The sequence below is a fragment of the Butyrivibrio sp. VCB2001 genome, assembly GCF_000423965.1.
Classification (GTDB): domain Bacteria; phylum Bacillota; class Clostridia; order Lachnospirales; family Lachnospiraceae; genus Butyrivibrio.
In genome coordinates, this window is the sequence record NZ_AUIZ01000024.1 from 1 (window position 1) to 19639 (window position 19639).

The following is a 19639-nucleotide window of genomic DNA, read 5'->3' on the forward strand; positions in this document are numbered from 1 at the left end:
ATTTCATCGAACATCGAATCATATAGAACGCCTGAATCGCGAATTAAAGCGCCGTTCAAAGGTAATCGGAGTATTTCCTAATGAGGCTTCGGTAATAAGGATCATGGGAAGCGTGCTTATGGATGTTCACGAAACATTCGCTTCAGTACATAATTATGGTTATCCCACAAAACTGCTACAATCGATAGATGATTACATTCCACAACTTAAGGAAATAGCCGACGAACAGCTGAAGCTATTGGCGGCATAACGCTGATTAACACCTAAAGGTAATTTACACACAAAAAAGGACTTGACCACACAAGAGTCTTTTGTTAGCAAGAATCTGTGGCAAAACGGTAGGAAACGGTCTCCGGGACATGAAAAAATCAAGTAAAAGAGTCTGTGGCTGGCCAGAACCTGTGGCAAAGCGGCAGGATATGGTCTCCGTGACATGAAAAAATCAAGTACAAGAGTCTTTTGCTAGCCAGAATCTGTGGCAAAACGGTAGGATACAGCCTCTGGGACATGAAAAAATCAAGCACAAGAGTCTTTTGCTAGCCAGAATCTGTGGCAAAACGGAAGGATATGGTCTCCGGGACATGACAAAAGATGCCACGCCCAAATAGAGACGCAGCTTTTAGTGATATAATATAAATAATCACGAATTGGGGCATTAGCGTATTTAAGAGCGCTTCCCGTATGCTCCATTTTTTTAGTGAGGGGATAGTTATGGCAATAGATAGATTCAACATACACAGCAAGAGAAGAGACGCATTTATGCTACATGGGCCGCTAGCGCATCAGGGCTATGACTGGTGGTGGCATTCATTTACAGCACAGGATGCGCAGACAGGAGAGGATAAGCCTTTCTTTATTGAATTCTTTATCTGTAATCCTGCGCTTGCGGAGGATGATCCCGTGCTGGGACAGCTTCCCAAGAATAAAAAAGAGGGAAAACGCCCGTCGTATCTGATGGTGAAAGCCGGGACCTGGGGCGAAGATGCTTGCCAGCTCCACAGATTCTTTTCCTTAAAAGACGTTAAGATTCACGGTAGTGCGCCGTATAAGATAACAGCAGACGACTGCCTTGCGTCCGAGTCTGCCCTGAAGGGGCATATCGCTGTATCAAAGGAAGCAGCAGCTGCATTTCCTGAGAGAATGAGCGATGCAGGCGAGATCTCTTTTGACCTGGTCATCGACAAGCAGATCGCCTTCAACGTAGGCTATGGTGCAAGTAAGCCCTTAAGGGATGCGGAAGCCTTTGCCATGTACTGGCACGCAGAGGGCATGAAGAGTGCTTATGGCGGAACGATCACGTTCAACGGCAGGAAGTACATCGTTACTCCGGAAAAGAGCTATGGATATGCCGACAAAAACTGGGGAAGAGATTTCACAAGTCCCTGGGTATGGCTATCCTCGAACTGTCTGGTCAGCAAAAAGACCGGAAAACAGCTAAAGAACAGCGTTTTTGATATCGGTGGCGGAAGACCGAAGATCTATTTTGTACCGCTGGACAGAAGGCTTCTGGGCGTGTTCTATTATGAGGGAAAAGAGTATGACTTCAACTTCTCAAAGCTTCATCTCCTCGTTCAAACTGAGTTTAGCTTCGAGGAAAAAGAGGATGAAGTTATCTGGCATGTAAGGCAGGAAAACATCAAGGCAGTGATGGAAACTGAGGTTCACTGTCTAAAGAAAGACATGCTCTTTATCAACTATGAGTCACCTGACGGCCAGAAGAACCACAATCATCTTTGGAACGGCGGAAATGGCTGGGGCACGATTAAGTTATATGACAAAAAAGGCGATGAGCTGGTTTTGGTAGACGAAGTGGAAGCTACGCACATTGGCTGTGAATACGGAGAATACGGAGAGTAAGGTGACATGAGTCACGGACGAAATGTTTACAAAGATTTAGATAAAATACCGACCGGACACGCAAGAGGGCAGCTTACCAAGGGCTGCCTTGTTGTTGAGGGCGGAGCATTCAGAGGCATGTACAATCAGGGCGTTATGGACTTCATGATGGAGAATGGCCTGAATTTTGAGTGCGTGATCGGAGTCAGTGCCGGAGCAATGGCGGCGCTCAACTACGCTTCCGGACAGATTGGAAGGTCTGCCAGATGTAACCTGGAGTTCAGGCACGACCCGGATTATATCGGTGCTCAGGCCGTGCTTCATGCTCACAGTCCCTTGAATATTGATTTTGCCATCAGGCCAAATGAGAAGCTTGGAAAGCTCGATGAAACCACGTTTTACGACCCACAAAGGAGATTCATAGCAGTGGCTACGGACTGTGACACCGGTAAAACCGTGTATTTCGAGAAGGGCAAATGCAAAGACATTTTAAGCGCAATTAAGGCCTCAGCGTCAATGCCTTACGTATCGCCAATGGTAGATGTTGATGGCCAGAGGTGCCTTGACGGCGGCTGTAGCTGCCATATTCCCTACAAATGGGCCATTGAGCAGGGGTATGAGAACATAGTTGTAATAAAGACAAGAGAGAGGGGCTACAGGAAGAAAGAGTCCTCGAAGACCTACGCTGAGCGCTTTTACAAAGACAATCCTGAGTTTGCAAAAAAGCTGATGTCCATGGGCGCAGACTACAACAAGGAGTGCGATGAGATAGACAGGCTGGAGAAAGAGGGCAGGATCTTCGTGATTGCGCCTTCCGAGCACGTTACGGTCAAGCGTGTGGAGAGCAATATGAACAAGCTTGGTCACCTGTACTGGCTTGGTTATAACGACGCCAAGAACAGTCTCTTTGCGCTTAACAAGTATCTGAGGTGATGGGATGGAGCTGATAACACTTGATAAAGACCGGGTCGCTTCTCTTTACGAGGAGAGAATGGTCCATGATTTCAAAAAAGATGAACTCAAACCCCTCAAGATGATCCTGAAGGCCCTGGACGAGGGCATCTATGAGTGCCTCGGCTTATCAGACGGCGCAGGACTTTTGGGCTACACCTTTTTAGTAAAGCAGGGAAAAAGATATCTCGTCGACTATCTGGCAGTTTATCCCAAAGAGAGAAACAAGGGCAGAGGCGCCGATATTCTCAAGCTTCTAAGAGACCATATCACCGATGCTGAGATGATCATCGCAGAGGTCGAAGACCCAATTTATGCTGAGTCTTCAGAGGAAAAAGAGATTCAGGAGAGGCGTGTTTCGTTCTACTTCAGGAACGGATGCTCAGATACCGGGGTGAGAGTCAGGTGCTTTGGCGTGCCTTTCATCATAATTAGTATCGGAGGAAGTAGCAGTTTAGACCGGAGTGCCATGTGGGAAGCCTATCAGTCTTTTTACAGAGCAGTACTGCCAAAGAAGATGTTTGATGCAAATATCAAACTCATTAATAGTGAGAATTAGTTTTTTTTAATAAAAGAGATGGGGAAGAAATGAATTATAAGCTCAGAAGCGATGCGGATAAGATCATAAAGCAGGCGATTGGCGCTGTTATGCCGGAAGAAGCGGTGGTGCGCGCGCTGGAGGATGCGGAACTGACAGGAAACATCTATATTGTTGCTGTCGGAAAGGCGGCTTATAGTATGGCGAAGGCAGCTTCGGAGCATGTTTCGTATAAGAAGGGCATAGTGATCACCAAGTATGGGCATGTTAAGGGCGAGCTTGCCGATATAGTGTGCTATGAGGCCGGACATCCTGTGCTCGATGAAAACAGTGTAAAGGCTACTGAGAAGGTGCTGGAACTGGTGGCTGGTCTGATTTCCGAGGATACGGTACTGTTTCTTTTGTCAGGAGGCGGAAGTGCGCTGTTTGAGAAGCCTTTGGTGGATCTTCCGGAGCTTCAGGACATAACAGGACAGCTCTTGGCTTGCGGAGCAGATATAAATGAGATCAATACCATAAGGAAAAGGCTCTCCGGAGTAAAGGGAGGGCGATTTGCAGAGATTGCAGCGCCGGCAAAGGTCTATAGCATAATACTCTCGGATATCGTGGGAGATCCGCTGGATATGATCGCTTCGGGGCCTACTGTTCCCGACAGCAGTACCTGTGAAATGGCAAAAGAAATAGTGAAGAAATATGGGATAAAGCTCTCTGAGGAGGCTGAGAAGCTCCTGGAAGCTGAGACGCCCAAGGAGATTGACAACGCGACTAACGTAGTGATCGGTAGTGTAAAAGAGCTGTGTAAGGCCGCTGGACAATGCTGCGAGAAACTGGGATACAGGACTGTTTTTTTGACTGATAGAGTGATGGGAGAAGCCAGAGAAGTTGGAAGGATGCTGGGAGAGATAGCATATTCTCACGCATGTGACGGAGAGAAAACTGCGTATATTCTGGGTGGCGAGACGGTTGTACATTTGAAGGGTAACGGCCTTGGTGGGCGCAATCAAGAGATTGCCTGTGGCGCAACCACGGCTATAGCTGGGCTTGAGAATGTGGCTGTTTTCAGTGTGGGTTCCGATGGAACCGATGGTCCTACCGATGCAGCCGGGGGCTATGTCGACGGAGATACTATGAAAAGCTTGGCGGACGCCGGGATTTCTTTTGCCAGATTCGAGCAGATGCTTGAGGATAACGACTGTTATCATATATTGGATGCGTGTGAAGGCCTAATCAAGACCGGCCCTACAGGCACCAATGTAAATGATTTCTCAGTGGCGCTGATAGGTTGATTATATTTGACATATGTCAGAATGAGTTGTATATTCAAACTGACATATGTCAATTTAGATTAATGGAGGAAAATTATGCCAAGAGCTACAAAGTGCAGAAAAATCTGGAATTTCCCGGACCATTACAGCTTTATCCCCGAGGATGCGGATATGGATGAGCTGGAGACCATTGTGCTTTCTCTCGATGAATATGAGACCATAAGGCTTCTTGACCATGAGGGACTCAATCAGGAGGCATGCGCAGTGAGAATGGGTGTTGCGAGAACCACAGTGACAGCCATGTATGAGAGTGCCAGGAAGAAGATGATCAGCGCTATTGTGGAAGGTAAGAGGCTTCGTATAGCTGGTGGCAACATCGAAATTGACAGTGAGAGAAATGGATTAAAAGTAAGTATGAAGAAAAAAGGAGACAAGATGATGAGAGTAGCGGTAACATATGATAAAGGGAATGTTTTTGGACATTTTGGAAGAACAGAAGAGTTTAAGGTTTATGATATAGAAGATGGCAAGGTTGTAGATTCCAAGATCCTTGGCACAAACGGTGAAGGATGTGGCGCTCTTGCAGGAATCCTTAACATCGCCAAGGTAGATACACTTATCTGTGGCGGAATCGGCGGAGGAGCACAGCGTGCCCTTGAGGAAGCGGGAATAAAGCTCTATGCAGGTGTAAGCGGAAGCACAGATGCTGCAGTTGATGCTCTTATTGCAGGAACTCTGGAAGCCAGCAGCGAAGCTAACTGCGACCACCACGGCCACGAGCATGCAGAAGGCGAGTCTTGCGGACACGGCGGATGCCATCACTAACTGATACGCCTTAACATCAGGAGGCAGGAAAAGACATGGCGACAGGAAGCCAGACTAAGGAAAAGACCTATAGCAGGATCAAAGAGCCCAGGCAGTATAACGTGATCATGTTAAACGACGATTTCACCACCATGGATTTTGTCGTTTCTGTTCTTGTGGACATTTTCCATAAGGATCCCGTCAGTGCTGAGGCCATAATGCTGGGTGTTCACAAAAACGGACAGGCAGTTGTGGGAAGATACCCATACGACATAGCTGTTACCAGGGTCAACAAAGCCCTTGCCAGAGCCAAAAAAGAGGGATTTCCCTTCAGAATGACAGTGGAGGAGGCATAATATGGATCTTTCAAAAGAAGCATCTTTGGTTTTCCAGAAAGCTGTTGCATTTGCCGGAGAAAATCAGTATGAATATGTAACTCCCGAGATCGTCCTTCTGATGATCCTTGACGATGATACCTTCGCTGAGGCTTTTAAGGAGTGCGGCGGAGATTTAGGAATGCTTGATGGCAATCTCAGGAAATATATCGCAGAATACGTGGATAAGTCTGAGAATGGCCAGCCTGAGCTTTCCATTGGGACGAACTTTATAATCAGCTTTGCAGGCCAGAGTGCCTACAGCAGCGGCTGTGACAAGATCCACGTTCGCCACCTGGTGCATGCCATCTGGAATCTCGAGAACAGCTACGCTGTTTATTACATGGAACAGCAGGACATTAGCGAAGCCGACGTGCTTCAGGAGATGGCGATCATCGAATCAGATAATGAAGAGATTTCCGAGGATGTCGACGGCAGTATCAAAGCAAAAGAGGACAAGGCCGGGATAAGCCTCTTTGCCCCGTGCCTTAATGATACGTTAAAAGACGTTAATCCTTTGATCGGGCGTGAGAAAGAGCTTGAGAGAACCATCCAGATCCTCTGCAGGAAAGACAAGAATAATCCGCTCCACATCGGAGAAACCGGTGTCGGTAAGACGGCCATAACCTATGGTCTCGTGGAGCGCCTGAAAGCAGGCGATGTTCCGGATGCTATTAAGGGCGCAAAGGTCTTTTCCCTAGACCTTGGAGGTATGCTGGCCGGAACCCAGTACAGGGGCGACTTTGAAAAGAGATTCAAGAAGGTCCTCTCAGAGATCGGAAAAGAGGAGAAGCCCATAATCTACATCGACGAGATCCATAATCTCTCCGGTGCAGGTGCGGTAGGAGAAGGCTCTTTTGACGCATCAAACATGCTAAAGCCCTATCTGACCGACGGCCATATCAGATTCATCGGGGCTACGACCTTCGAGGAATACAAGAAATACTTTGAAAAGAACAAGTCACTGGTCAGAAGGTTCCAGAACGTTGAGATCAAGGAGCCCACTGAGGAAGAGACTGTGGCCATTTTGAACGGTCTGAAATCCAAGTACGAGAAGTATCACGGCGTTAAGTATGCCAAGGGCATCATGGAATACGCCGTTAAGATGAGCGCGAAGTACATAAACGAGCGTTTTCTGCCGGATAAGGCCATCGACCTGATTGACGAGGCCGGCTCCTACAGGAAGCTCCATCCACAGGACAAGAAGGTCCAGACCGTGGACAAGGACGTTATAAACGAGATTCTTACGGGTGTCTGCAGAGTGCCTATAGAGACTGTGGATACTGATGATGCTGCAGGCCTTGAGACTCTTGAGAAGCGCATAAAGACTAAGATTTTCGGCCAGGATGAGGCGATCAGCCAGGTGGTAAATGCCGTGAAGTTCTCAAAGGCTGGGCTTATCGAGGATGGCAAGCCTCTTGCGAGCCTTCTGTTTGTGGGACCTACGGGTGTCGGAAAGACTGAGATCGCAAGGACCCTTTCCGAGGAGCTGGGCGTTAAGCTGATCCGCTTCGATATGAGTGAGTACGGCGAGAAGCACGCTGTGGCTAAGCTGATCGGTTCGCCTGCAGGATATGTGGGCTATGAGGAAGGCGGAATTCTGACTGAGGCGATCAGGAAGAATCCTTCATGTGTACTGCTTCTTGATGAGATTGAGAAGGCTCACCCCGACATTTACAACGTGCTGTTGCAGGTGATGGACTACGCGACTCTGACGGATAACCAGGGCAGAAAGGCTGATTTCAGGAACGTTTTGATCATCATGACCTCGAATGCCGGTGCCAACAGGCTCGGAAAGAGCGGAATCGGCTTTATCAGCACCAGCATGGATGAGAGCGTTCTGACAGAGGCGGTCAAGAACACCTTCCAGCCCGAGTTCAGGAACAGGCTCAGCAAGGTTGTTGTCTTTAACAGCATGGACGATGACATGGCCACAAGAGTTGTTGATAAGAAGTTAAAAGAGCTCTCGGAGCAGCTACTGGCTAAGAAGATCACTCTTTCTGCGGATAAGAAGGCAAAAGATCTTTTGAAGGAAAAGGGCATCAGCCAGGAGTTTGGCGCAAGAGAGATTGACAGGATAATCAGAAACGACGTAAAACCGCTGTTTGTTGATGAGATTTTATTTGGAAGGCTAAGGAACGGCGGAAAGATCAAGCTTTCAGCCAAGGGCAAAGAATTTTCGATAGAATCTTCGAAAACCGCGAGGAAGTGATCCGTAATGCCTGTTTACAAACTTGATGACAAAGAAATATCTTTTCCCCTGCCTACGCTTGCACGGGAGGACGGACTTCTGGCAATCGGCGGAGATCTGTCGGTAGAAAGGCTTGTGCTGGCGTATTCTAATGGGATTTTCCCCTGGTACAACGAGGGCGATCCCATTTTGTGGTGGTGCCCGAAGGAGAGGTACATCATAAGGCCGGAGAACATCCATGTTTCGCACTCTATGAAGAAATTCATGAGAAAGCATGAGGTTCGGGTAGAGCTGAATCGGGATTTCTCCCACACCATGCACCGGTGCAGGGAAAAGAGAGAGTCCACCGAGGAAGGGACATGGATAACAACTGATATGGAAAAAGCCTACGCGCAGCTTGCATCCCGGGGACTTGCGCTAAGTGTTGAAGCATATATTGACGGGGCTTTGGCCGGCGGATTGTACGGCGTAAACCTGGGCAAATGCTTTTTTGGCGAGAGCATGTACTCGGATATGGAGAACGGCTCCAAGATAGCGCTGATAGGCCTTGCACAGATACTTTCCGAGAACGGATATCTGCTGATTGACTGTCAGTTCCATACGGATCATCTTGAGAGTATGGGAGGAGAGAGCATTAGCTATAAGGATTACATGGAGCTGGTGAAAAAAGGAACAACAAAATCTTAAATAACCGGAATTACTCCAGTTTTCGATATTCCTCGGGAGTCATTCCGGTTTCTTTTTTGAAAATCCGGAAGAAGTATTTTTCATTGTCATAACCCACCTGTTTGGCAATCTGATAGGGCTTCTTGGCCGTGGATTTGAGCATATATTTGGCCTTGGCGATTCGCACATCTGTCAGATAATTGCTGAAGGTCTCGCCGGTTCTGGTTTTGAACAGATGACTGATATAGCTGGGATTCATGTAAAAGAGTCCTGCTATGAAGTCCAGGTTGAGCGGGTTATAGTATTTTTTGTCTATATAGTCTTTGATCTTTTCTATTACATCCTCATTATCCTCTTTTTTCTGCGATGAAATGGCATTTGGGATGTTGGTAAAAAAGATTGTCATGAATTTTTTCAGCTCGGCAAAAGAGAAAATGGTTTCCATTATAGCGTTGGAGTTGCTTGAACCATTCTGCTTTATAGGCATGACATTCCTTAATATCTCTTTTCCCTCTCCTATAAGATAGGTGCAGTATTCCTTGGCATCTCCAAGGGTTACACCTTCCATGGCACGGATCTCCTCGAATAGGTTGTATAGAAGATTTAAGACAGGCGCAGTTTCTCCGTTTTCTACTCTGAACAGGAATTCCTCCTCCATAGGCCAGTTCAGTCTTGATGTGGCGGGGCGGAAGGGACTGTAGAAATAGAAGTTGTTCTCTGTGTCGAATGTAATTGAATTAAGAGCTTCTCCGGCTTCAAGATATGCGCTTCTGAGATCGCTCAGCGAATTGTGAGCTGCGCTGATCCCGATAGAAAGAGCTCCCTGCAATTCCTCAACATACTGAATAAAGGAGGAGGCAATCTTGTTCATGAAGGGCTTGCCATCTCCCGGAAGTTCCTGTGATATGCGGCAGATCAGCGTGTTCAGGCAGTTATTGTTGGGCTGAGGTATAAGGATGCACATATCAGCCATTTCGTTTTCGGTTATGAAGTTATTTATGGTGGCCTCGGAAAGCACCGTTTCCGATGAGATGAGCATGAGATAATAGGACTCATCAGCCTTTAGGAAATTCATGATGCGCATGGAGTAAAAAGCCTTATCATCCACCTGATATCCCATGATTATAGAGGACATGGCATCCAGATCATATTGAAGCTTGATGTTCTCGTGTTCCTCCGAGATTCTGCTGATATAGTCTGTTTGCGCCTGTTCTTTTTCTATTGATTCAATGGCCTCGTTTACTGCATCGATTATCTCTTCCTTGGAAAAAGGTTTTAAGATGTACTTGCAGGCATTGGATTTGATGGCACTCTGGGCATACTCGAAATCCTTATAACCGCTTATCACTATGATGGGGATGAGAGGCAGTCTTTTCCTGATCTCCATAAGGAACATGGTTCCGTCAAGCTCGGGCATGTTCATGTCAGTGATGATTATGTCGGGATGAGCTTTTTCAATAAGATCGAGACCTTCAAGGCCGTTTCCGGCTTCTCCGACACAGGTTATCTTATCCCCAAGAGAGGAGAGCTTTTTAATTGTGCCCTTTCTGGTAAGTGGTTCATCGTCAACTACTATATAGCTATACATTTTGTTTCCTTTCCTGTTTGCGAGGTACTGTTATCAGCGCAGTTGTGCCTTCGTTCTCTACACTGTCTACATCCAATCCGTACATGGTTCCGTAGTAGAGCTGGATACGTGAATTGATGTTCTTTATGCCGATGCTTTCATATACTCTTTTTCCAAGTTCTTCAACAGCGGGCTTGGAGTTAAGAAGGTTCTTCAGTTTCTCGAGCTGAGCTTCATTCATTCCGACGCCGTCGTCAGAGATACGGATGTAGAGGTTTAGATCGTCGGTATAAGCTTCAATAAGGATCTTGCCCCTGATCTGGCAGCGCTTAAAGCCGTGGTTGATAGAATTTTCAATAACAGGCTGAAGGATGAGCTTTAGGACACGTTCATTCAGCGTCTCTTCCGGAATCTGAATATCTACAGTAAAGCGATTGTCGTAGCGGATATTCTGAATGGATATGTAATTTTTAATGTGATTGATCTCGTCTCTAAGAGGAACCAGTTCACTCTGAGTCTTGATGCTGTAGCGGAACATGTTGGCCAGAGCCATGGAGATGGTCTGGATGGGCTCAACTTCTTCAATTTCAGCGATACTGTTGATGGTTTCCAGCGTGTTAAAGAGGAAATGCGCGTCAATCTGCGCTTCCAAGGCACGCATTTGAGCATCCATCGTGGCCAGCTTGTTCTGATAGTCTTTGCGGATATATTCATTAAGCGATTTAACAACCGCGTCGTATTCCCTGTACATCAGACCAATCTCATCGCTGCGCTTGCTGTATTTGGGCATGTTGGCAGGTTGTCTGAAGTGTGTGGCATGCATGTGATTGGTGAGCTTTCTGATCGGTTTGATAACTCCGTTAAGGAGAGGTATATATACAAGCGCCAGAACCGCCATGATCGCCATTGCAACGAGGTACATCTGCCTTGTTGCGCTGTTTACGTTGTCGGCGAAGTAATCGTGATTCATGGCTACATTCATGGTAAAATTGCCATTGAGTATGTCCTTTGATATAAAGAGTGGATCGTCTTCAAACTGCTCTTTTCTGATAGGAGTTTTTGTATTGGCATAGTAGATGCTGTCCGGGTTATCAGCGTCAGTCAGTGAAATGTAGATATCCGAAGGCAGCATGTTTACAGAACTCAGGTTAAAAATTTCAGGAGAGCAGTCTATAAGCACGGTTCCCAGATAGTCATTGGTATAGATGTTATGAAGCGCTTTTGCGAAAAAGACTGATTCCCCTGCGCCCAGGAAGAAGTCTTTTTTGGATAGATCACTTATATAAAGACGTCCGTGGAGGTCTAAAGTTTCCTTGTACCAGTCATCCTCGGCAGGTTTGTATTTGTAGTCAAAATCGATTCCGTTGCTCCAGCCTAGGGTCTGATTGTTGGCCAGTATAACGAAGATTCCGTTGATATTGGGGTTGGAAATAAGGAGTGTCTGGCAGATGTACTTGATGTTCTGTCTGCTGGTATAAAGATCATAGTAGGACATGTCATAGTTCATATCTTTATATTTCTGCAGCTCATCTATGATGCTTCCTGAAGTTGTGCCATTTGCCTGAAAAAGATAGGTGGCGTTGGTTATGGCTCCCACCATATTTTCCACCTGGGCAGTGGCGGAGTACATTGTGTTTTCAAGCATCTGATTGGCCTTCTCGGTACTGACAAGGGTGTACCTGTACATAAAGTACTGCATAGCGCCAAAGAGCATAAGCAGAGAGCATAGAAAATATATTAGAAAGAATCTCATTCGTAGTTTCATATTAATACCCCATAATTGCAGTGAACTCAAAATCCAAAATAAGTATACTATATGTCTGCGAATATGTACACTATCGAAATGATAATATGAAACTACAAAAGAACGGAGGTGTGATATGAAAAAGAAAATGATTTCACTGTTACTTGCCTGCAGCATGCTGGGAACACTTATTACCGGCTGTGGCAGCGCTGAACCTGCAACTTCTGATAGCGGAGCAGCTACTCAGCAGACTACCGAGACTGCAAAGGCTGATACTTCGGATAATGCAAGTAGTGATGAGCAGATCACTCTGACAATGATGTTCTCAGGTGTTGCAACTGAGGGGGATTTTGAGACAGAGGTTCTTCCCAAACTGGTAAAAGAGAAGTTTCCTAATATTGACCTTGAAGTGACGAAGCTCCCTGATGATCAGTATTACACAGCACTTAAAACAAAGCTTGCATCAGGTGAGTGTCCTGACATCATTCTGGTTCAGCCCAAATACGCAGGATCCAATTCTGTAATCGAGCTTGCCAAGGCAGGATATCTTCTGGATATTTCAGATCTTGAGTTCCTTGATAAAGCCGGTGATGCAGCTAAGGAAGCATTCAGCTATGACGGCAAGGTTTACGGCGTAGCACAGGGCGTTTCAATCCTTGGAACCTATTACAACAAGAAGATGTTTGAAGACAACAACCTGACAGTTCCCAAGACCTGGGATGAGTTCCTCAACTGCTGTGAAGTTCTTAAGAATGCAGGAATTCAGCCAATCGTAATGGGAGATAAGGATGCTTACGTAATGCAGTTTGGTCTATATCAGATCGCTGCAAATGAGATCTATCCTCAGAATGGCAATTATGATGACCAGCTCCGCACAGGTGAGACACACTTCACTGATGAGGGAACATGGGACAAGGTTCTCTCAATGTATGGTGAACTCTATGAAAAAGGCTACGTTATTGATTCTTCACTTGGACTTGGCGCAGCACAGAGTATCCAGATGTTTGTTGACGGAGAAGCTGCCATGACCTTTGATGGTTCATTTAATGCTTCAGCTCTTTGCGCAGCAGGCGCTGCTGACTTTGAGAGAGGATATTTCCCTCTTCCTGCAGTAAATGGTGATACATACGCTTCAATGGCTCCTGGCGGCGGACCGGCAGTATACTCAGGAACCAAGCACCCTGACGAAGTTAAGGCAATCCTCAATTACTGGTTTGACGGTGAGTCTCCTGTATATCAGGCATTTGCAAGCACAGGAAACGTTCTTATCACTTATGGATATGGCGCAGACCAGAACGACCCTATGTATGATGAGTTCATGAACCTTTACAACCAGGGCAAGGCATGGTACTGGTGCAATCAGGCTTGGCCTGCAGGAACAGAGAACGAGATGGAAGCATTGTTCGGAAGCATGATCGGCGGACAGGGCACTACAGTTCCCGATATCACAAACGGAATGCAGAATAAGCTTGAGGAATTGCTGGATCAGTAATCACATCTTGCAAAAAAATAAAGAAAAAGTGCCGTATATCTCCTGTTTACGGCACTTTTTTAAAAAGGAAAGAGGATAGTAATGAGAAAAAAATTACGTGGCGCATCTTTGGTCATGCCAGATCGTATGTACTTATTTGTTGTGCCGGCGCTTTTGCTGTTTCTGGTTTTTTGGGTTTATCCGGTTCTTCAGATGTTCTTTTACAGTGTTACAAACTTTAACGGTATTGACTATAACTACGATTTTGTTGGGATAAAGAACTTTAAGCGAATTCTGGAGGATGGCTCACTCGTTAACGCCACTAAGAATACGCTGATATATACGGCTGTAAATGTACTGTGTACCAATGTGCTGGGACTTGTCCTAGCCCTTCTTCTAAATCTGAGCATTAAGGCTAAAGGTCTTTTCAGAACAATATGTTATATTCCGGCGCTGTTCAGTGCGATAGTAGTAGGCTTTATCTGGTCTTACGTCTATATGCCGGGGTCAGGTATGATCTCGTCTGTTATGGATGCTGTCGGGCTTGACGGAAGCTCTTTTAACCTGATTGGAAATTTCAAATGGGCTCTGTACGGAATTATCATAGTTGATATATGGAAGAATGTCGGAACAACTATGATCATCTACCTTGCAGGCCTTCAGACAATAGATGAGAGCCTTGTTGAAGCAGGTAAGATAGACGGTGCTTCCGAGTGGGAGCTTATCAGGAAGATCAAGCTTCCTCTTATCTCGGCGACTATAACTATAAATGTTGTACTGAGCATCATTGGTGGTCTTAAGGCCTTCGACTATGCGTTTATCATGACAAACGGAGGCCCGGGAAAATCCACACAGACCCTCATGTTTGTAATATTCCAGACAGCATTCAACAATCAGATGATGGGTAAAGCAAGCGCTTACAGCGTTGTTTCGTTTGTGCTCATTATCGCGATTACCATAGGAATGCTGATATTTATGAACAAACGGGAGGTGGAACTGTAATGAAGAATGGAAAAATAAAGGCCGGTACCATAGCTGCATATCTGTTTCTCATCATATATAGCGTGGTATCAATTTCGCCTCTTGTTATCGTTCTTTCGAGCTCTTTTAGAAAGCCTGAGAACATGACCTCTCCGTTGAAGCTCTTTATTGAGTTTTCTCCTGAGAGCTATCGCACTGCCTTTACCAAGATGGGCTTTATGACTGAGTTTGCGAACAGTTTGATCACTACCGCAGGTTCTGTAATAGTGATTGTTCTCATTGCGACTATGGCTTCGTATCCAATTGCACGAATAAAGAGAAAGAGCAGTCGTTTCCTGTATTATTTCTTTATCGCAGGACTTGTAATTCCGGCACAGATGGTAATTGTGCCTGTAGCTCAGGTTTTTGGCAGGCTTAATATTCCGAATTCAAGATTTACTCCGATGATCATGTTTATCACATGTTCACTGCCGTTTTCGACATTTCTTTTTACAGGATTCATGAAGGGTGTTCCTGTTGAAATTGAAGAAGTGGCGTATATGGAAGGCGCAAGTCTTTGGACAAGATATTTCAAAGTGGTATTTCCGCTGCTCAAGCCTGCGACTGTTTCTTGTGTGATCACACAGGGCCTTTGGATCTGGAACGATTATTTCTTCCCGATGGTCTTTGTGTCCAAGAGGGCACACTACTCGCTACCGGTTGGAATGATACAGTTCCTTGGGGATAAAGAGAATCCGGCGCAGTGGAACGTGCTGTTTGCGTCCTGTGTTTTGTGTGCATTACCGCTAATTGTAGTATTTATGCTGCTTCAGAAGCAGTTTGTAAACGGCATTGCTGCCGGAGCTGTAAAGGGATGATGAAAAGAGGTCTTTTATGGATCGAGAAATTTGGAAAAACCCGGAATCAGTAAAGGGCCTGGATGAAGCCCAGTGTCCGCTGTGGTTCTGGAATGACAAGCTGGAGAATGAGGAACTTGTAAGACAGCTGCGCCTCATGAGCGAAGTGGGCGTAAAAAGCTGCAATCCTCATGCCAGAACAAACGGAGGAGAGGGGTTTATCGGTGGATATTTGGACGATGAGTGGTTTGACCACATAAAGACTGTGGTGGATTACAAAAAAGAGTCCGGTGAACCCATGTGGCTGTATGACGAAATAGACTGGCCGGCAGGAACCTGTGGAAGGAGTCTTACAAGGAATGAGGATTTCAGGGAGCATTACCTGGTTTTTGAAACTCATGAGATTCCGGCAGGTTCGGTGTTCAAGGCGCAGAGAATGTTTGCGCTGGCTCTTTATATAGTGGATAAGGAGAGTGGAGATCTGATTGACCTGGCGCCATTTGAAGAGAATTATCTGTTTGGCCCGGAGCTCTGCTTTAAATCCGATCGCGATGCTGTCTGTTATATAGTTCGCGTGCAGATCCGCAGCTATGATAATGGCGGTGATGAGGAAATAAGCTATATAAATAAAGAGGCGACAGAGGCTTTCCTTAAGTCGACCTATGAGCTGTATGCTGAGCGCTATGGTGACTGTTTTGGGAATACAATAACAACTGTTTTTAATGATGAAACCCGCATGAGCCATGCGTTTGTGTGGGACAAGAGAATTCCTGAGCTGTTTAAAGAGACTTACGGGTATGACATTATGGAGTGCCTGTATTTGCTTCCGCTTGAGGGTGAGAGAGCAGGGAGACTCAGGATAGACTACTACAATCTGATCGCTGAAATGTACGGAATGAACTATTTTGAAGTGATCAGGAAGTGGTGCAATGAACATAAGCTTAAACTCTTTGCGCACCTTTTGGGAGAGGAGTCTATTTATGGGCATGCCAGATACAGCGGAGATTATCTGAGGCAATATCGCCATATGGATGTTGCAGGTGTTGATCACCTTGGAAAGGGCATTGGAAGCCTCAATATCAAGTTTGCATCAAGTGCTGCGCATTCATATGGAAAGGAACGCACGGCTGTGGAGGTTTTTGCCGGCTGTGGCTGGGATATGACTTATGAGGAGTACATCAGGATGATAACCTGGATGTTCCAAATGGGAATGCAAACCATAATAAACCATGGATTCTTCTACTCAGACAGAGGCGAGCGAAAGAATGACTGGCCACCATCCCAGTTCTTCCAGTGGAAGGGGTTTGACAGGATGGCAGAAGCTAATCGAATGACCAGAAGGCTTCACTATGCTCTGACTGATGGTTATAATGATGCGCATATTCTGGTCTACCATCCGCTGGACAGCTTTTTGCTGGATTATCAGCCGGATAATCTTTTTACGCATGCGTTTATTTCAGGGCCTGTACTTAAAAGTGAAAGGGCTCGAAGGATTGATCAGGGCGAACAGCTTCTCATGAATACACTTCTGTGTGAAAACATGGATTTTGAGGTGCTTCATAGGGATGCATGTGAGAACTTTGTGGCTGAGAAGGGGGCGATTGAGAATAGGCTTACGGGTCAGAGATTTATCGTTCTGATACTACCGTATTGTAAGGTCCTTCCGGTTTCGGCTGCGCGTATTGTTAAGGACTTTGCTATCGGCGGCGGACGTATTATCTGCGTTAAGGAGATTTCGGAGATGGGTGTATGTACCGCAGAAGATGCCGAAGTGCAGGAGATTTTTGATGAAATCCGTGACAGGTGCACTGTGATATCCGGGAATGAGATTCGAAGAATTGCCGATATAATCGGAGATGCGATAGTACGGGATGTTGAGATTATCAGCGGAACAAGCAGAACTATCAATAATCATATGTCCTATGGGGATTATCTGATAGATCCGTATGTACATACCGGGGAAGATATTTCCGGAGTTATGTTTAACACCTACGTTGCTGGTGATGAGCGTAGAACGTTGTTTATGAATTATGGAAAAGAGCTAGAGGAGATCCGGGTGAGAGTAAGAAGCCTAACAAAGCCCGTGATTTGCGATACGCTGAGCGGCGAAGTGCGAGAGGTTTCGGACTTTACCGTGGATGGAGACGACTGGTTCTTTGACCTGACACTTCCAAACACGCATGGAATTGTTGTAGTTGCCGGCATGTGAGCTGGATTATAATGAAAAGTGCCTCGCGCTGTGTTTTGTTATCAGCGGAGGCACTTATTTAGTTGTTCTATATTTAGTTTTTAACTCGTACCGGAATCAGCTTGAGATCTCCAACGCCGAAGAACAGGGAGTTTCTGATCATCCCTATTCTGTAGAGGTTAAGCACGTAGAACATGGCAACCATGATCTTAAAGGTACCAAAGTTCAAAATAAGCTCCTCCACTGTGGGCGGATATCCGCGCCTTCTGGTGTAATTTCCTACGAATTCAGCAATTGCTGCTTCAAGTCTGTTCATATTAGTAATCCCCTTTTGTGTTTTTACTCACAATGAACATTCTACAAACTTAATATGTTTGTTTTGTGGCTGATAAATAAAAAAAGTATAAAATCGGTTTTTCGTGAGTTGTGAGTCACCGGGGACGGTTCTCTTTGACTCCCTTTTATTTAGGCGTTTAATGCCTTTTATTTATCGAAAAAAGGGAGTCAAAGAGAACCGTCCCCACTGACTCCCCACTCACTCACAGAAATATGTATAATAGGTATGAGGTGACAAATTATGAGAATACTGATATTTAGGCATGGAGATCCCAATTACGAGATTGATGGCCTGACAGATAAAGGCAAGGTTGAGGCTGAGCTCCTTGCTAAGCAGATTAAGAGTTTTGGGATTGATGAGGCGTATGTTTCGCCCCTTGGCAGAGCCAGAGCTACAGCTGATTATTCGTTAAAAGAGCTGGGGATGGAAGCAGAGGTTTTGGACTGGCTTCAGGAGTTTCCGGCATATTTTGATGCAAATAAGGCGGACTCGGAGACGAGAGGGGCTTATAAGAACGAGCTTAAGATAGGCAGTGATGGGACTTATGAGAAGCGCATCGTCTGGGATATGATGCCTTCTTATTTTGCTGAGCATCCGGAAGTGTTTGATGCAAAGGCCTGGCGTGATAGTGAGGTGGCAAAGGCATCGAATATTTTGGAAATCTATGATCATGTGATTGATTGCTTTGATGAGTTTCTTAAAAATCAGGGCTATGAGAGGAATGGAAATGTATATAAAGTCAATGCCGGGAATGAAAAAGTGCTAGCATTCTTCTGCCATTTTGGAATAACATGCGTTTTGTTATCGAGACTTTGGAATGTATCGCCATTTATTCCGATGCAGTTCCTAGCCATGGCTCCGACATCGCTTACAGAAATCGTGACGGAGGAAAGGGAAAAAGGAATTGCGATCTTCAGGACACTGAGAATTGGTGATATTACTCATTTGACTGTAGGTAATGAAGAACCATCTTTTTCTGCAAGATTCTGCGAGAGATTTGAAAACGAAAATGAGAGACACTGAATTGATTTGGTTTTGAGTCATCGGGGAGTCAGTGGGGACGGTTCTCTTTGACTCCTTTTGTTTGGGTTTTTATACTTCTTGATTATCGAAAAAAAGGAGTCAAAGAGAACCGTCCCCACTGACTCCCCGATGACTCATAATGTGAGGGAATGATGATGAGTAGGAAGATTCTTTTTATTAATGCATGTGTACGTAGTGATTCAAGGACTCTGAGGCTTACGCATAAGCTGCTTGATAAGATTGGACAGCCATTTGATGAAGTAAAGCTTGAAGAAATCTCTTTTCCGGTAGTAGATGAAGCATTTCTCAGGATGAGAGATGCCCTTATCGCCGCCGAAGACTTCGCAAACCCTGTCTGTGACCTTGCAAGGCAGTTTGCAGAAGCCAAAACCATTGTCATAGCTGCGCCTTACTGGGATTTGTCTTTTCCTGCATCTCTTAAGCAGTACTTTGAGCAGATAAATGTCCTGGGTGTAACCTTTAAATACAATGAAAAGGGCATTCCTGTAGGACTGTGCAAGGCGGAAAAGGTCTTTTACGTAACAACCGCCGGAGGCGACTTCGCGCCGGATGAGTATGGATTCGGTTATGTTAAAGCCCTGGCTCAGAACTACTATGGAATTCAGGATGTCAGGAAGATTGAAGCTGTTGGCCTTGATATTTACGGCGCTGATGTTGACGCGATCATGAAGGTTGCAGAGGAAGAAATTCTGCGCATGACTTTTTAGAAAATCGAAAAATGTTTGTGAAACATGACTATTACATGAGGCAAATAAAATCAGTAAAATTTTAAACTGAAGTTTAGAAATGAATATTTGGTTGTCTGCAAAAGAAAAACAGACGGCCTGGTTGTAACTGTACGCGTGT

The 19639-nt window shown here is 45.5% G+C and carries 18 protein-coding genes; 15 read left to right on the plus strand and 3 right to left on the minus strand.

The window, feature by feature from the left end:
• The 9 genes from G589_RS22160 to aat form a co-directional block, all read left to right on the plus strand.
• Positions 1-250 (plus strand): transposase (locus G589_RS22160; protein ID WP_026522873.1); only part of this gene is annotated, 250 nt, incomplete at its 5' end.
• Positions 251-711: 461 nt separating this feature from the next.
• Positions 712-1857, plus strand: coding sequence for a tocopherol cyclase family protein (locus G589_RS22165; protein WP_196811903.1), 1146 nt, complete (start codon positions 712-714; stop codon positions 1855-1857).
• Between the two features lie 6 nt (positions 1858-1863).
• Positions 1864-2769, plus strand: a complete 906-nt coding sequence (locus tag G589_RS0116240; RefSeq protein WP_051192485.1) for a patatin-like phospholipase family protein — start codon at positions 1864-1866, stop codon at positions 2767-2769.
• A 4-nt stretch (positions 2770-2773) separates the two neighbouring features.
• Positions 2774-3346: an N-acetyltransferase gene (locus G589_RS21450; RefSeq protein WP_051192487.1), complete on the plus strand. Its 573-nt coding sequence runs from the start codon at positions 2774-2776 to the stop codon at positions 3344-3346.
• A 29-nt stretch (positions 3347-3375) separates the two neighbouring features.
• Positions 3376-4611 carry a glycerate kinase type-2 family protein gene (locus G589_RS0116250; protein WP_026522876.1) on the plus strand — a complete coding sequence of 412 codons (1236 nt, stop codon included), beginning with the start codon at positions 3376-3378 and terminating at the stop codon, positions 4609-4611.
• A 75-nt stretch (positions 4612-4686) separates the two neighbouring features.
• Positions 4687-5415 (plus strand): DUF134 domain-containing protein, encoded by a 729-nt coding sequence (locus G589_RS0116255; RefSeq protein WP_026522877.1) that lies wholly within the window; start codon positions 4687-4689, stop codon positions 5413-5415.
• A 35-nt stretch (positions 5416-5450) separates the two neighbouring features.
• Positions 5451-5750 carry an ATP-dependent Clp protease adaptor ClpS gene (locus G589_RS0116260; protein WP_026522878.1) on the plus strand — a complete coding sequence of 100 codons (300 nt, stop codon included), beginning with the start codon at positions 5451-5453 and terminating at the stop codon, positions 5748-5750.
• A 1-nt stretch (position 5751) separates the two neighbouring features.
• Positions 5752-7980 carry an AAA family ATPase gene (locus tag G589_RS0116265; protein WP_026522879.1) on the plus strand — a complete coding sequence of 743 codons (2229 nt, stop codon included), beginning with the start codon at positions 5752-5754 and terminating at the stop codon, positions 7978-7980.
• 6 nt (positions 7981-7986) lie between these two features.
• Positions 7987-8646 (plus strand): leucyl/phenylalanyl-tRNA--protein transferase, encoded by a 660-nt coding sequence (gene aat / locus G589_RS0116270; protein ID WP_026522880.1) that lies wholly within the window; start codon positions 7987-7989, stop codon positions 8644-8646.
• A gap of 10 nt (positions 8647-8656) precedes the next feature.
• On the opposite strand, the gene G589_RS0116275 is transcribed toward aat, so the two are convergent.
• A complete protein-coding gene (locus tag G589_RS0116275; protein WP_026522881.1) occupies positions 8657-10213 on the minus strand; it encodes a response regulator transcription factor in 1557 nt (518 codons plus the stop codon).
• On the minus strand, positions 10206-11957 hold the full coding sequence (locus tag G589_RS0116280; protein WP_196811904.1) for a cache domain-containing sensor histidine kinase: 1752 nt from the start codon (positions 11955-11957) through the stop codon (positions 10206-10208). Before G589_RS0116280 ends, G589_RS0116275 begins: the two co-directional genes overlap by 8 nt.
• 115 nt (positions 11958-12072) lie before the next feature.
• Between G589_RS0116280 and G589_RS0116285 the strand changes: the two genes are divergently transcribed.
• The 4 genes from G589_RS0116285 (at position 12073) to G589_RS20385 (ending at position 17433) form a co-directional block, all read left to right on the plus strand.
• Positions 12073-13428, plus strand: a complete 1356-nt coding sequence (locus tag G589_RS0116285) for an ABC transporter substrate-binding protein (RefSeq protein ID WP_026519244.1) — start codon at positions 12073-12075, stop codon at positions 13426-13428.
• Between the two features lie 81 nt (positions 13429-13509).
• On the plus strand, positions 13510-14409 hold the full coding sequence (locus G589_RS0116290) for a carbohydrate ABC transporter permease (RefSeq protein ID WP_051192488.1): 900 nt from the start codon (positions 13510-13512) through the stop codon (positions 14407-14409).
• On the plus strand, positions 14409-15245 hold the full coding sequence (locus tag G589_RS0116295) for a carbohydrate ABC transporter permease (protein ID WP_026522884.1): 837 nt from the start codon (positions 14409-14411) through the stop codon (positions 15243-15245). Before G589_RS0116290 ends, G589_RS0116295 begins: the two co-directional genes overlap by 1 nt.
• 16 nt (positions 15246-15261) lie before the next feature.
• Positions 15262-17433 carry a glycosyl hydrolase gene (locus G589_RS20385; protein ID WP_035776438.1) on the plus strand — a complete coding sequence of 724 codons (2172 nt, stop codon included), beginning with the start codon at positions 15262-15264 and terminating at the stop codon, positions 17431-17433.
• Between the two features lie 73 nt (positions 17434-17506).
• Here G589_RS20385 and G589_RS0116305 read toward each other — a convergent pair whose 3' ends face one another.
• Complete coding sequence (locus tag G589_RS0116305) at positions 17507-17728, minus strand: hypothetical protein (protein ID WP_022767585.1); 222 nt, start codon at positions 17726-17728, stop codon at positions 17507-17509.
• A 261-nt stretch (positions 17729-17989) separates the two neighbouring features.
• Between G589_RS0116305 and G589_RS0116310 the strand changes: the two genes are divergently transcribed.
• Together G589_RS0116310 and G589_RS0116315 are read left to right on the plus strand one after the other, a co-directional pair.
• The gene (locus G589_RS0116310; protein ID WP_026522885.1) at positions 17990-18772 is read left to right on the plus strand and encodes a histidine phosphatase family protein; all 783 of its coding nucleotides are present in this window, start codon (positions 17990-17992) and stop codon (positions 18770-18772) included.
• A gap of 155 nt (positions 18773-18927) precedes the next feature.
• Entirely contained in the window at positions 18928-19500 is a 573-nt protein-coding gene (locus G589_RS0116315; RefSeq protein ID WP_242826470.1) for an NAD(P)H-dependent oxidoreductase, read from the plus strand.
• The last annotated feature ends 139 nt before the right edge of the window (positions 19501-19639 follow it).

Bases quoted from the DNA above. Each gene is read 5' to 3' on its own strand.
- G589_RS0116260 (WP_026522878.1), top strand. From the start codon at position 5,451: ATGGCGACAGGAAGCCAGACTAAGGAAAAGACCTATAGCAGGATCAAA.
- aat (WP_026522880.1), top strand. From the start codon at position 7,987: ATGCCTGTTTACAAACTTGATGACAAAGAAATATCTTTTCCCCTGCCT.
- G589_RS0116295 (WP_026522884.1), top strand. From the start codon at position 14,409: ATGAAGAATGGAAAAATAAAGGCCGGTACCATAGCTGCATATCTGTTT.
- G589_RS0116280 (WP_196811904.1), bottom strand. From the start codon at position 11,957: ATGAAACTACGAATGAGATTCTTTCTAATATATTTTCTATGCTCTCTG.
- G589_RS0116310 (WP_026522885.1), top strand. From the start codon at position 17,990: ATGAGAATACTGATATTTAGGCATGGAGATCCCAATTACGAGATTGAT.
- G589_RS0116275 (WP_026522881.1), bottom strand. From the start codon at position 10,213: ATGTATAGCTATATAGTAGTTGACGATGAACCACTTACCAGAAAGGGC.
- G589_RS0116265 (WP_026522879.1), top strand. From the start codon at position 5,752: ATGGATCTTTCAAAAGAAGCATCTTTGGTTTTCCAGAAAGCTGTTGCA.
- G589_RS0116255 (WP_026522877.1), top strand. From the start codon at position 4,687: ATGCCAAGAGCTACAAAGTGCAGAAAAATCTGGAATTTCCCGGACCAT.
- G589_RS0116305 (WP_022767585.1), bottom strand. From the start codon at position 17,728: ATGAACAGACTTGAAGCAGCAATTGCTGAATTCGTAGGAAATTACACC.
- G589_RS0116290 (WP_051192488.1), top strand. From the start codon at position 13,510: ATGAGAAAAAAATTACGTGGCGCATCTTTGGTCATGCCAGATCGTATG.
- G589_RS0116250 (WP_026522876.1), top strand. From the start codon at position 3,376: ATGAATTATAAGCTCAGAAGCGATGCGGATAAGATCATAAAGCAGGCG.
- G589_RS21450 (WP_051192487.1), top strand. From the start codon at position 2,774: ATGGAGCTGATAACACTTGATAAAGACCGGGTCGCTTCTCTTTACGAG.
- G589_RS22165 (WP_196811903.1), top strand. From the start codon at position 712: ATGGCAATAGATAGATTCAACATACACAGCAAGAGAAGAGACGCATTT.
- G589_RS20385 (WP_035776438.1), top strand. From the start codon at position 15,262: ATGGATCGAGAAATTTGGAAAAACCCGGAATCAGTAAAGGGCCTGGAT.
- G589_RS0116240 (WP_051192485.1), top strand. From the start codon at position 1,864: ATGAGTCACGGACGAAATGTTTACAAAGATTTAGATAAAATACCGACC.
- G589_RS0116285 (WP_026519244.1), top strand. From the start codon at position 12,073: ATGAAAAAGAAAATGATTTCACTGTTACTTGCCTGCAGCATGCTGGGA.
- G589_RS0116315 (WP_242826470.1), top strand. From the start codon at position 18,928: ATGAGTAGGAAGATTCTTTTTATTAATGCATGTGTACGTAGTGATTCA.